General features: G+C 51.0%; 12 protein-coding genes. 2 read left to right on the plus strand and 10 right to left on the minus strand.

All coding sequences use genetic code 11. The features are described 5' to 3' along the window. Positions 1-7 precede the first annotated feature (7 nt). From rimM to ffh, 3 genes are all read right to left on the minus strand, one after another. A complete protein-coding gene (gene rimM, locus ACJJIY_RS20785; RefSeq protein ID WP_108735295.1) occupies positions 8-547 on the minus strand; it encodes a ribosome maturation factor RimM in 540 nt (179 codons plus the stop codon). Positions 548-569: 22 nt separating this feature from the next. After that, positions 570-809: a 30S ribosomal protein S16 gene (gene rpsP / locus ACJJIY_RS20790; RefSeq protein WP_108733998.1), complete on the minus strand. Its 240-nt coding sequence runs from the start codon at positions 807-809 to the stop codon at positions 570-572. 155 nt (positions 810-964) lie between these two features. Next, a complete protein-coding gene (gene ffh, locus ACJJIY_RS20795; protein WP_444893186.1) occupies positions 965-2,377 on the minus strand; it encodes a signal recognition particle protein in 1,413 nt (470 codons plus the stop codon). A gap of 205 nt (positions 2,378-2,582) precedes the next feature. Here ffh and ACJJIY_RS20800 point away from each other — a divergent pair, with 205 nt between their 5' ends. Further along, positions 2,583-3,383, plus strand: a complete 801-nt coding sequence (locus tag ACJJIY_RS20800; RefSeq protein ID WP_445355966.1) for a cytochrome C assembly family protein — start codon at positions 2,583-2,585, stop codon at positions 3,381-3,383. Positions 3,384-3,462: 79 nt separating this feature from the next. After that, positions 3,463-4,725, plus strand: a complete 1,263-nt coding sequence (locus ACJJIY_RS20805) for an HlyC/CorC family transporter (protein ID WP_444896542.1) — start codon at positions 3,463-3,465, stop codon at positions 4,723-4,725. A gap of 12 nt (positions 4,726-4,737) precedes the next feature. On the opposite strand, the gene rnhB is transcribed toward ACJJIY_RS20805, so the two are convergent. From rnhB to bamA, 7 genes are all read right to left on the minus strand, one after another. Next, complete coding sequence (rnhB, locus tag ACJJIY_RS20810; protein WP_444896541.1) at positions 4,738-5,358, minus strand: ribonuclease HII; 621 nt, start codon at positions 5,356-5,358, stop codon at positions 4,738-4,740. 9 nt (positions 5,359-5,367) lie between these two features. Further along, complete coding sequence (gene lpxB, locus ACJJIY_RS20815) at positions 5,368-6,537, minus strand: lipid-A-disaccharide synthase (protein ID WP_445358743.1); 1,170 nt, start codon at positions 6,535-6,537, stop codon at positions 5,368-5,370. A gap of 101 nt (positions 6,538-6,638) precedes the next feature. Next, positions 6,639-7,418 carry an acyl-ACP--UDP-N-acetylglucosamine O-acyltransferase gene (lpxA, locus tag ACJJIY_RS20820; protein ID WP_444896539.1) on the minus strand — a complete coding sequence of 260 codons (780 nt, stop codon included), beginning with the start codon at positions 7,416-7,418 and terminating at the stop codon, positions 6,639-6,641. 106 nt (positions 7,419-7,524) lie between these two features. Next, on the minus strand, positions 7,525-7,965 hold the full coding sequence (fabZ, locus tag ACJJIY_RS20825) for a 3-hydroxyacyl-ACP dehydratase FabZ (protein WP_108734005.1): 441 nt from the start codon (positions 7,963-7,965) through the stop codon (positions 7,525-7,527). A 78-nt stretch (positions 7,966-8,043) separates the two neighbouring features. After that, positions 8,044-9,105 (minus strand): UDP-3-O-(3-hydroxymyristoyl)glucosamine N-acyltransferase, encoded by a 1,062-nt coding sequence (gene lpxD / locus ACJJIY_RS20830; RefSeq protein ID WP_444896538.1) that lies wholly within the window; start codon positions 9,103-9,105, stop codon positions 8,044-8,046. A gap of 14 nt (positions 9,106-9,119) precedes the next feature. Then, on the minus strand, positions 9,120-9,635 hold the full coding sequence (locus tag ACJJIY_RS20835) for an OmpH/Skp family outer membrane protein (RefSeq protein ID WP_413662813.1): 516 nt from the start codon (positions 9,633-9,635) through the stop codon (positions 9,120-9,122). Between the two features lie 68 nt (positions 9,636-9,703). Then, positions 9,704-12,283, minus strand: a complete 2,580-nt coding sequence (gene bamA, locus ACJJIY_RS20840) for an outer membrane protein assembly factor BamA (protein WP_445355964.1) — start codon at positions 12,281-12,283, stop codon at positions 9,704-9,706. Positions 12,284-12,300 lie beyond the last annotated feature (17 nt).

A 12,300-nucleotide genomic window follows, 5' to 3' on the forward strand; every position in this document is an offset into this window, starting at 1 on the left:
CTACGCCTTAAAAAGCCGGGTCCCAGTCGACGGTTATTACACCGACTTCCAGGTCAATATTGGTAATAAACTGATCAGGTAGATAGGGAATCAAGCGCTCGCGCTTATCCGCTCCACCGCGCACCACCATTACATCGTTGGCGCCAGTTTCCATCATGCGAGCGACGGTACCAAAGTCGTGATCTTCGCCATCGAAATGGCTGACAACCTTTAACCCTTCGAGCTGGTGCCAGTAATACTCACCATGCTCAAGCTCAGGCATCAGTTCACGAGCTACAGCAATATCGCGCTGGCAAAGTCGAGCCGCCAAATCGCGGTCATCAATGCCTTTCACATGCACAATCAAGCCCTTGCCGTGACGCTTACCAGCGTCAATTTCGAGAGCTTCCCAACCTTTCGGCCCCTGCAAGCGCCAATTAGGGAACTGCAGGATGTTGTCCATCGGCTCGGTATAGGAGTGAACCTTGACCCAGCCGCGCACACCATAAACGGTAGTAACGCGCCCAACCGTGACCAACTCTTCGGAAGGTTTTCCGTTATCTGTCACAGGAGCACCACTTACGCGCAAATTAAGCAGATTCTTTCAGAAGCTTGCCGACGCGGTCGGAAACCTGTGCGCCACGACCCAGCCAGAAATCAACACGCTCGCGATCAACACGCAGACGCTCTTCCTGACCACGGGCAACCGGGTTGAAGAAACCAACACGCTCAATAAAACGACCGTCGCGAGATTTGCGGCTGTCGGTAACGGTCAGATGATAAAACGGGCGCTTTTTAGCACCACCACGGGCCAAACGAATGGTTACCATGTAACTTTCCTATAGGTTCAACACTAGGCAACCGCACTAAGCGGTCACCACAACAACTTTGTACCGGCAGCAGGGCCGGCAGAAAGGCGGCGTATTCTAATGTACCACCCCAGATTTGTATAGGGTCGCCAAGCCGCCCGGAGAACCGCGGTTCTCTACTTCTTTTTGAGGCCCGGTGGCAGGCCTCCGGGCATACCGCCCATACCGCCAGGCATACCACCGCCCATACCGGGCAGGCCGCCGAGGCCGCGCATCATTTTACCCATGCCGCCGCCTTTGAGCTTCTTCATCATCTTGCCCATCTGCTTGTGCTGCTTGAGCAGGCGATTCAAGTCCTGCAGCTGGGTGCCTGAACCGGCAACGATGCGGCGCTTGCGCGAACCGTTAAGAAGGTCAGGATTGCGGCGTTCGGCCGGCGTCATGGAGGAAATCAGGGCATCCATACGCTTAAATTCTTTGCCCATATCGGCCTGTTGCGCAGCCTGCGCTACACCGCCCATGCCGGGCATTTTCTCCAACAGGGAGCCAAAGCCACCCATGTTTTGCATTTGCTGCAGCTGATCGCGCAGGTCTTCCAGGTCAAAGCCTTTACCCTTCTGGACCTTCTTAACCAGCTTTTCGGCTTTCTCTTTATCAATCTTCTGCTCTGCTTCTTCAATCAGAGACAGAATGTCACCCATACCCAGGATACGGGAGGCAATACGATCCGGGTGGAAGGTTTCCAGGGCGTCGGTCTTTTCACCAACACCGATAAACTTGATTGGCTTGCCAGTGACGTGACGCACGGAGAGAGCGGCACCACCACGGGCATCGCCATCGGCCTTGGTGAGAATCACACCGGTCAGCGGCAGTGCATCATTAAAGGCACTTGCGGTATTTACCGCATCCTGACCGATCATTGCGTCGATCACGAACAGGGTTTCCGCCGGGTCCAACTCACTGTGCAGCTCACGGATCTCATCCATCAGCTCGGAGTCCACATGCAGTCGACCAGCAGTATCCACAATCAGCACATCGGCAAATTGTTTGCGGGCAGCGTCCACAGCACCCTTGGCAATATCCAGCGGTTTCTGCTCAGCTGTAGAGGGGTAAAACTGTGCCCCCACTTCACCGGCCAGGGTCTCCAGCTGTTTGATAGCGGCGGGGCGGTAGACGTCCGCACTCACCACCATGACTTTTTTCTTTTCACGCTCCTGCAGGTATTTGGCCAGTTTGGCCACACTGGTGGTTTTACCAGCGCCCTGGAGGCCCGCCATCAGGATTACCGCCGGAGGTTGCACGGCGAGGTTGAGAGGCTCTGCAGCCGCACCCATCACCTTAACCAGCTCATCCTGAACAATCTTGACGAACTGCTGGCCCGGGTTGAGAGCCTTGCTAACCTTCTGTCCTACCGCAGCGGTGCGCACTTGCTGAACAAATGCCTTAACCACTGGCAGAGCGACATCCGCCTCCAACAGCGCCTTGCGCACTTCGCGCAAAGTATCGCGGATATTGTCATCCGTAAGGCGCGCTTTACCGGTAACTTTCTTTAAGGCCGCCGATAAGCGGTCACTCAGGTTATCGAACATAAATTCGTCTCGATCTCTCCGTTTACGGACTCAACCCCAGTGCGGAGGGGCGCGAAATTAGGGGGGAGCAAACTGCAACTCCCTCTCTGAGGCGCGGCAGTATAGCCCAGGTCTCGCCACAGCCGAAATATCGCAAGTCTTCCTTGTTTCAACTGGCTATGACACACTCCTGCCCTAACGCAATAATGAAGACACGGATTTACCCATGGCGGCTTTCGCCCACTGGACAGCTATCGCTCTCTACCTGGCCACAACCATAGTTGCAGGTGCGGCTCTGGCCCGAAGTCAACAGCCGAATTCCAAGCTGCTTCTCAGCCTTTTGGCGGGTGCACTTGTTACCCACGGAATATCCCTGGGACACGTTCTCTTTTCACCCGAGGGCTATCGCTTTGACCTGCTGGCAATGCTCTCGCTGATTTCCTGGGTAGTTAACTTTCTATTATTGATCCTGGCCGTTGGCCGGCCACTTACGCTACTTATTCTTATTTTTGCACCTGTGGGAGCCGCCACCGAATTTGCCGCATCCCATATTTGGGGCACCGTAACGCCACATCAACAGATCTCTGCCGGCATTGCGATACACGCTCTACTGTCTATTTCTGCCTATTCGCTGCTGACCCTGGCTACCCTGCAGGCGATCTATCTCTATTACCTTAACCAGCAGCTGCACAACCACAGGCCGGTAGGCGCCACCCGTCTTCTGCCACCATTGCAGAGTATGGAATCACTGCTGTTCGGCCTGATCACTTTCGGGCAACTACTGCTCACCGCCTCCCTGCTGACCGGTTTCGTCTTTGTTGGCAATTTGTTTGAAGAGGGGCCAATACACAAAACCATCCTCTCTATGGTCGCCTGGGTTCTTTACACCATACTCCTATGGGGACACTGGAGGTTGGGCTGGAGAGGCAATACCGCTGTGCGTTGGACCTTAAGCGCTTTCGCCGCCCTACTACTTGCCTATTTTGGTAGTAAGCTGGTTATGGAAGTCATTCTCCAGCGCGGGTAATCGAATATACGACTGCAAAGCTTGCGGAGGTCGGCAATATGTTCCAATATCTCCGCTTGGAAATAAAAAGAGTTCTCCCTTGAACGAGATGCCCACGGGCCTGCTATTCGGTTTGCTGGCCCTATTGATACTGATATCCGCCTTCTTCTCCAGCTCCGAAACCAGCATGATGGCGCTTAACCGCTATCGTCTGCGGCACCAAGCCAAAAGCGGGCACCGCGGGGCAAAGCGCGCCACCGAGCTACTCGCACGCCCGGACAAGCTGATCGGTTCAATTCTAATCGGCAACAATCTCGTTAACGTTCTTGTGTCTGTAATCGCCGGCTCGGTATTCGCGCAAATTTATGGAGAAATACTCACCACCATAGTCTTAACTCTTGCCCTGCTGATTTTTGCTGAGGTCACACCAAAGACTATTGCCGCTCTACACCCGGAAAAAATTGCTTTCCCCGCCTCATTTATTTTGCGCCCACTGCAATGGCTGCTCACTCCCCTGGTGCTGTTGATTGGTGGCATATCCAACGGCCTGGCGCGTATGTTGGGAGTCGAAACAAAAGCGAATAGCGAAGCGGAACACCTGGCCCCCGAAGAACTCCGAACCGTTGTATTCGAATCAGGCGCCCTGCTTCCCAGCAAGCACAAGGGCATGTTGCTCAACGTGCTGGACCTGGACCAGGCAACCGTTGAAGACATCATGATTCCGCGCAATGAAGTCATGGGCGTTGACCTGGAAAACAGCGCCGAACAGATCCTGCAGCAGCTAGCGGAAAGTTCCTACACTCGCCTCCCCGTATATCGCGGTGACATCAATCGAGTAGTAGGCATACTTCACCTGCGAAAAGCGGCGCAGATACTGCGCGACGGACCGGAAAATTTAACAGCAGAGCGGCTCCACTCCTTCACCGATGAACCTTACTTCGTACCCGAGGCAACACCACTCCCCACACTGCTGATGAACTTCCAGAAAACCAAGCGCCGCATGGGGCTGGTAGTTGATGAGTACGGAGAGGTAATGGGTATCGTTACCCTAGAAGATCTGCTGGAGGAAATTGTCGGCGACTTCACCGCAAGTCCAGTACCCAGCGATGACGAGGAGATAGTCGCCATAGAAGATGGCTGGTACATGATCGAAGGCGGCACTTCTATTCGCGATATTAATCGTACCCTGGGCTGGGAACTGCCCACTGACGGGCCAAAAACTTTTAACGGCCTGGCAATGGAACACTTGGAGAGCATCCCCGACGGCAATATCAGCCTGTACATCCTCAATTACCTGGTGGAAATTGAGGAGGTCTCAGACAAGATGATTACCCGGGCCAGAATCAAGCGAATCGATAAATAGCGCTACAACCGTTTATCTCTCAACCTCTTCTAGCAAGCGCCTTACCGGTGCAAAGCTGGTGCGGTGTATTGGAGTGGGCCCCTGCAACTGTAAAGCTTCCATATGCGCCTTGGTGGGATACCCTTTATGACCTGCAAGGCCGTAACCGGGATATTCAGAGTCCAGCACCACCATTTCCCTATCACGGGTCACCTTAGCCAAAATAGATGCCGCCCCAATTGCAGCGACACGACCATCGCCCTTTACAACGGTATCGCAAGGGTAATCCCAGTTCGGTTTTTTATTGCCATCCACCAACACAAATTCAGGCTGCACGGATAGCTGTGCAACTGCACGATGCATCGCCAGTAAACTTGCCTGCAAAATATTTAGCTGGTCAATTTCCTCAACTGTTGCACGAGCTATGGAGTAACTGAGTGCTCGCTCACAAATCTCATCAAATAACTGCTCGCGCTTTTTTTCAGTCAGCTTTTTGGAGTCTGCAAGCCCGGCAATTGGCTTGCCGGGATCAAGGATCACAGCAGCTGCAACCACATCACCAGCTAAAGGGCCGCGCCCAACCTCATCGACACCTGCAATCAAATCACCCTTGAAAGGGCAGACATAGGGGGGCAATTCTGTTTTACTACTCATAATTTATTACTACTCGGCAGATTCCGGCTTAGCTTCCAGTAGCCCCACCACGGCATCGGCAGCCCGCTCAGAAGCATTTCGCCTCAACTGTTGATGCATCTCGAAAAACTCGCGCTCTAAATGATCCCCAAGAAGCGGGTCTTCAAAGTACTGCATCACTGCCGCACCAAGATTCTCTGGAATGGCATCATTCTGCAAAATTTCTGGCACCAGTTCTTTTTGGGCTAATAAATTTGGTAGCGAAACCCATGGGGTGTGCAGCATCCGTGAGACGATCAATGACGTCAACCTGCCCAGCTTATAGGTAACGACCATGGGCTTTTTAAGCAACATTGTCTCTAGGGTTGCTGTACCCGATGCAATGAGCACACAGTCTGCCGCAGAAACGGCTCGTCTCGATTGCCCCTCAAGTAAAGTAATAGGGAGTTCTGGATAATCTTTTAGCTCCTCTTGAATCTCATCCATACGCTGCTTGTTAGCAGCGGGAATAACAAATTTAATATCCGAGTGACGCTGGTGGCACCATCGGGCCGTCTGCAGAAACAACGGCCCCAGCATGCGAACCTCACCTCCACGGCTGCCAGGCAAAAGGGCAATTACCCGGTCGTCTTTCTCAAAGCCCAATGCTTTGCGTTCGCCGGCGACATCCACTTGCAGGGGAATTTCATCAGCCAAAGGGTGGCCAACAAAGGTCACCGGTACTTGGTTATCTCGGTAGAAATTCGCTTCAAATGGAAGCAGGGTCAACATGTGGTCGACAGCCCGCGCAATCTTTTTAATTCGACCCTGCCGCCAGGCCCAAACCGAAGGACTGACATAATGGACGGTGGGGATACCCTCAGCCTTGAGTGCAGCCTCAAGAGTCAATGTAAAGTCCGGGGAATCTATACCAATAAATAGATCGGGCGGGCTATCAGTAAAGTGGCGACGGAGAGATCTGCGGATTTTCAACAGTTCCGGAAGGCGCTTCAAAGGCTCTACCAGCCCCATTACCGACAGCCGCTCCATAGGAAATAAACTTTTAGCACCCAGTTCCAGCATGCGCGGCCCGGCAATCCCCCCAAACTCTACATTGGGAAGCCGAGTTTTTAATGCGGCCATTAAACCAGAACCGAGGATATCTCCTGACGCCTCACCGACAACGATACCAATTCGTATCGGCTTATTTTTTTCTGACACGCCTATATCCCTCCTCTTGGGGAGCTGTTTATGTTGGAATTAAATGGGAGTTGCATAAAGTGCAATCGGAGCTGCACAAAACAGCTCCAGAGAGAAGTGAATTAGCGAACAATGCCGCGAGTGGAAGACTGCAAAGACTCTATCCACGGCTGAATAACTGGAGATTGTTCGCGCAACTCCATCAAGGCCTGCAGCGCCTCTTGCATAGTGAGACCGCGACGATAAACGGTCTTGTAAGCCTTATTGATCAGGGCAATATCTTCTCTAGAAAAGCCCCGTCTGCGCAGCCCTTCTGAGTTAATGGTCTTTGCTTCGGCAGGGTTTCCGGCAACCATAACATAAGCAGGAACGTCTTTACCGATAGCAGCGCCCATTCCCAGGAAAGCATGCTCTCCCACAGTACAGTTCTGGTGAACCAAACTATAACCACTCAGAATCGCCCAGTCCTTAACAACAACATGACCGGCCAAACCACAGTTATTCACCATAATAGTGTGATTACCAACGACGCTATCGTGGCCAATATGGGCATAGGCCATGATCAGGTTTTCGTCACCAATAGTGGTCTCACCTCGGTCCTGAACGGTACCACGGTGGATCGTAACCCCCTCGCGAATCACGTTATTATCGCCAATAACGAGTGTCGTCTCTTCACCACGATACTTTTTGTCCGGGGTATCCTGCCCTACGGAAGCAAACTGGTAGATTCGGTTGTTCTTCCCCAGTTTGGTCGGCCCACTAAGCACCACATGAGAGGCAATATCACAGCCATCACCTATCTCTACGCCGGCTCCAACAATGGTGTAAGCACCAATACTCACCCCGGAACCAATTACTGCCGTAGAGTCGACAATAGCTGTAGGGTGGATACTTGTCTGCATTCTGGGATCTACTCCTCGGCATTAATCGTACTGGGTAACCTGTACCCTTAAAAACAAAGGCTACCCGGAAAATCCTGAACCTAACTCTCCAGCGAGCTTTACAGAATTACTGAACCTTTTTCACGGCACATAGGATATCAACAGAAGCCGCCAGCTCGCCATCAACACTGGCTTTACAAGCGAATTTCCAGATATTTCTGCGAACAGATACCGCTTCAGACTCGAGCTCAAGGCGATCACCCGGGATCACCTGACGCTTAAAGCGCGCCTTATCAACCCCACCGAACAGATACAGATATCCATCTTCCGGTTTTTTGCCAAACGTTTTAAAGCCGAGGATTCCCGAGACCTGAGCCAGGGCTTCAACAATCATCACTCCCGGGAAAATAGGCATTTCCGGAAAGTGGCCATTAAAAACTTCTTCATTTCCAGAAATGTTTTTATAGCCTTTTATATACTTCCCTTCTTCGAGTTCTACTACACGATCCACCAACAAAAAAGGATAACGGTGCGGCAGATACTCGCGAATTTCACGTACATCCATCATTCCAAATGCCCCCAGAAACCACTTCGGGGCGTAAAACGCCCCGAAAACAACAAAGCCAAATTAATTAATAACTAAAGTTCAATCGTCTGTCCCACTCTTTTGGGACAATGCCTGAACCTGTTTTTCCAAATCTTTCAATCTGCGCGCCATTTGATCCAACTGACCAAAACGCACAGCATTACGACGCCAGGTAGAACTATCGGCAAAGGATAGCGCTCCAGAGTAGCTACCAGTATCCTTTATCGACTTAGTAACAAACGTGTTACCCGACACCTGACTGCCATCTGCAATCGTTATGTGTCCGTTAATACGGCTACAGCCACCGAGAAGACAATGCTTCCCTATCTCAGCACTACCGGCAATTACGGCACACCCAGCTATGGCCGTGTAGTCACCAATCTTCACATTGTGCGCGATTTGGACCAGATTGTCGATCTTGACTCCTCGCCCAATCACCGTATCGCCCAAAGCCCCACGGTCTATACAGGTATTGGCTCCAATTTCCACATCTTCGCCAATTTGCACTCCACCAAGCTGGTGAATTTTCACCCAGCTGCCTTTATTGGGTGCAAACCCGAAACCATCGGCTCCAATAACCGTCTGGCTGTGAATAATACCGTGTGCACCGATAGAGCAGTTATGATGAAAAACAACGCCGGCATACAGGCGTGTTCCTGCACCGACTAAACTGCCCTCGCCAACATAGCAGTTAGCACCAACAATCGCTCCAGGCTCCAATTTTGCGAAGGCCTCGACCACAGAGCCGGGTCCCACGCTGACACCAGCACCAATCTCTGCCGTAGGGTGAACTACTGCAGAGGGGTGAATACCAATGGGGGCTTCGGGAGTTGTATCGAACAGGGCTGTTGCTCGAGCAAAGGCCAGGTAGGGGTCCGCAACACATAAAGCCGTTACCGGGCACTCTTCAACAAACTCTTCCGACACCAGCACTGCGGCGGCCTTGGTCGTTTTCAGAAAGCGTCGATAATTGGGACTTGCGAGGAAAGCCAAGTGCTCTGCACCGGCATCCTGCAGTGTATTTAAACCCTGAACTTTTTGATTGGAATCTGAACCGGGCGCCAACCGCAAGTCGGCCCCCAGCTCTTGCGCCAACTGGGCAAGAGAAAAGCTATCTTTCATAGAAGGCTATCGACTTACTTGGCTGCGTTCATACGCTTAACAACAGCCTCTGTCAAGTCGACGCTGGGGCTTACATAGTAGGCAGTATTGGAATCGAGCACTACGTCAAGCTTCTGCTCTTTAATCAGTGCGTCCAGGGCATCTCTGGCCTTTGGTCCCATAGAAGCCTGGATCTCTTGACCCACTTGAGCTTCCATTGCACGCAATTTTTTCACCGTTGTCTCAAAATCTGAGCGCTGGAAATTCATCTTGCGCTGGTACTCAGTCTTTTGCTCATCGGACCAGGTCACACTATTTTTCTTGGCATCTTCAGCCATTTTTTGCAGTTCAGAACGAATTGACTCGGCACTGCTCTGCAGCTTCGAATATTCAGAGCTGGTCTTCAGGGAGTTTACTTTGGTCTTAGCTGCATCAGTGCTCATGATCGCAGCCTGTAGGTTAAGTACCGCGACCTTGGTTTGCGCCAGCGCTGCGCCGGACAAGGTCATACCTGCAAGTAATACTGCAACAATTTTTACATTCTTAAGCACGTCGGTCTCTCCAATAGATTTTATTTTAATTGCGCTGATATACGCCTAATTCATTTTATCTGACAAATTTAGAAGCTGTTACCCAGAGTGAACTGGAATACTTCCACATCGTCATCATCATTTTTCTTGAGGGCTTTCGCCAAGCTAAATGTCAGCGGGCCAAAACCGGTAATCCAGGTCAAGCCTATCCCCGCAGAGACATTCATCTTACCAAAGTCCACATCGTAACAGTTGATTTGGGTATCACCACAGTTGGTATCGAATACATTACCCGCGTCAACAAAGAAAGCGGTTTGTAAGGAGCGCTGATCTTTAACAAAGGGCAATGGGAATATAACTTCTGCACTACCCTCAACTAAGATATTTCCACCAGCGGGGTCGGCATCAGCGCCAAAATCAGTAACAAGTAGATCCCCATCAGAGTCTACTAAATAACAATATTCGGTAATTTCTCCATCCGCCGTCGCACAGGGCAAGGTGCCATCCACCTGGCCTTCGTAATTAAGTCCGGAGAGAAATTCAGCCGGGCTTGAACGAGGGCCCAGAGTGTTGCGTTCAAAGCCGCGCACTGAGCCAAAACCACCGGCATAGAAGTTCTTAAAGAACGGCAGCTCATCAAGATCCCCAAAACCATCACCATAGCCCAAACGCGTACGTAAACGCAGAGTCAAACTCTTCGTTAATGGACGGAAATACTGGCCGGTATACACAAGCTTATAATACTCAAGGTCACTACCCGGAAGCGTAAACTCGAGAGATAGATTCTGGGACGCACCTCGCGTTGCCAAAATACCTCGATTCAAGGTAGAACGCGCATAAGAAGCTGTTAATCCAAGATTATTAAACGCATCCCCATAGCGATCAATAAAACCATTAGCGGTAGGGAAAAGATCCTCCATCGCAGTCATGGAGAGATCAGCTGTAACTCCATTTTCTTCATCTAAAAGGATTTGCTCGTAATCATCTAAAGTAACGGTTTTGGTAACCCCATCCACAGGAGTAGGAGAAGTTACTATTTCTTGAACGGAAGAACTCGAAGCTGACAATTCCAGGTGACTGAAATTAATATTCAAGCCGACACGGGAAATTTCTGACATCGGGTAACCAAAATTAACGCCACCGCCATAAGTCGTAGTGTTGTAATCAGAGAGGTTAACCTCAGAGTAATCGTTCTCTGTATAGAAAACATTAAAGCCCCGACTCACACCATCCGGTGTGAAATATGGGTCGAGGTAAGAGAAATTAACAGAGGTCTGGTAAGTAGAAGCATTTAACCCAATACCTACGGATTTACCCGTACCTAACCAGTTATTTTCCTGGACATTGGCTCCCAGTACCAAGCCACTGCTCTGGGCCCAGCCTATAGTGCCGCCGATAGAGCCTGAGGGTTGCTCTTCAACCGTGTATTCAACATCAATTTGGTCAGAAGTACCCGGCACCTCACTGGTTTCCACCTCTACTTCCTTGAAGTAACCCAGGCGCTCAAGGCGGACTTTAGACTGCTCTATACGGGCAGAGGAAGCAGAAGCTGACTCCATCTGACGCATCTCGCGGCGCAAAACCTCATCCGTAGTGCGAGTATTACCTCGGAAATTAATTCGGCGAACGTAAGCCCGCTTGCCGGGGTTGATAAAGAAGGTAATTTTTACCGTTTTCTCTTCTTTATTCGGCTCGGGGATGCCATTAACCTCAGCAAAGGTATAGCCCTCATTCCCCAGGCGCTTGGTAATATAATCCGAGGTTGTTGTCATGCGAACCTGGGAGAAGGTCTGCCCTTCCCGCACCAGTAGCAAGCGCTTAACTTCTTCCTCTGGAACTACAGGATCACCGGCCAGGTCCACTTCACTAATGGTATAAACATCGCCCTCAAACACATTGACGGTGATAAATACACTCTCTTTATCGGGGCTCAGGGAAACCTGTGTGGAATCAATTTTAAAATCCAGGTACCCACGATCCAAATAATAAGATTCGAGACGCTCCAGGTCGCCGGTCAATTTTTCTCGGGAATACTTGTCATCACTGCGCAACCACGACAACCAACCGGTAGTTTGCAGCTCGAAAATCTCTCCAAGCTCTTCATCGGAAAACGCTTTGTTACCAACAATATTGATGTGCTTAATTGCGGCCACTGAACCTTCATCGACAATTACGCGAAGCTCAACCTGATTGCGCGGCAACTCTTTTACTTCAGTTTTAACACTGGCGTCATAGCGTCCCTGGGCAACATATTGGCGCTGTAGCTCCTGGGCCAACCCCTCAAGGGTAGCGCGCTTGAAGATCTGCCCCTCTGAAAGGCCATTCTCCTGCATGCCCTTCAACAAGTCTTCTGTTGCAATCGCCTTGTTGCCTGTAATTTCGATCTTGGAAATTGCAGGCCGTTCGCGCACAGTGATAACCAGGACACCATTTTCCTGGCCGATTTGAATATCCTCAAAGTAACCAGTGCGAAACAGCGCCCGAGTGGCGCTCTGGATTTCCAGAGTCTCCACCTCATCCCCCACTCGCACAGGGAGAGCTGAGAATACGGTACCGGCAGAGACGCGCTGCAGCCCTTCCACACGGATGTCATCAACTACAAATGACTGTGCTAAAGCACTGAGAGGCAGTGCCAGGCTAAGAGAAGCCGCTTTCAGGAAATGTTTCATCTACTAATTCCAGGTGT

The organism is Microbulbifer maximicatervae (SeqCode) (assembly GCF_052468155.1).

What these genes read in the sequence shown, in the direction of transcription:
- fabZ (WP_108734005.1), bottom strand. Translation starts at nt 7,965, where the DNA reads ATGATGGATGTACGTGAAATTCGCGAGTATCTGCCGCACCGTTATCCT.
- ACJJIY_RS20800 (WP_445355966.1), top strand. Translation starts at nt 2,583, where the DNA reads ATGGCGGCTTTCGCCCACTGGACAGCTATCGCTCTCTACCTGGCCACA.
- lpxD (WP_444896538.1), bottom strand. Translation starts at nt 9,105, where the DNA reads ATGAAAGATAGCTTTTCTCTTGCCCAGTTGGCGCAAGAGCTGGGGGCC.
- rnhB (WP_444896541.1), bottom strand. Translation starts at nt 5,358, where the DNA reads ATGAGTAGTAAAACAGAATTGCCCCCCTATGTCTGCCCTTTCAAGGGT.
- rpsP (WP_108733998.1), bottom strand. Translation starts at nt 809, where the DNA reads ATGGTAACCATTCGTTTGGCCCGTGGTGGTGCTAAAAAGCGCCCGTTT.
- ffh (WP_444893186.1), bottom strand. Translation starts at nt 2,377, where the DNA reads ATGTTCGATAACCTGAGTGACCGCTTATCGGCGGCCTTAAAGAAAGTT.
- lpxA (WP_444896539.1), bottom strand. Translation starts at nt 7,418, where the DNA reads ATGCAGACAAGTATCCACCCTACAGCTATTGTCGACTCTACGGCAGTA.
- bamA (WP_445355964.1), bottom strand. Translation starts at nt 12,283, where the DNA reads ATGAAACATTTCCTGAAAGCGGCTTCTCTTAGCCTGGCACTGCCTCTC.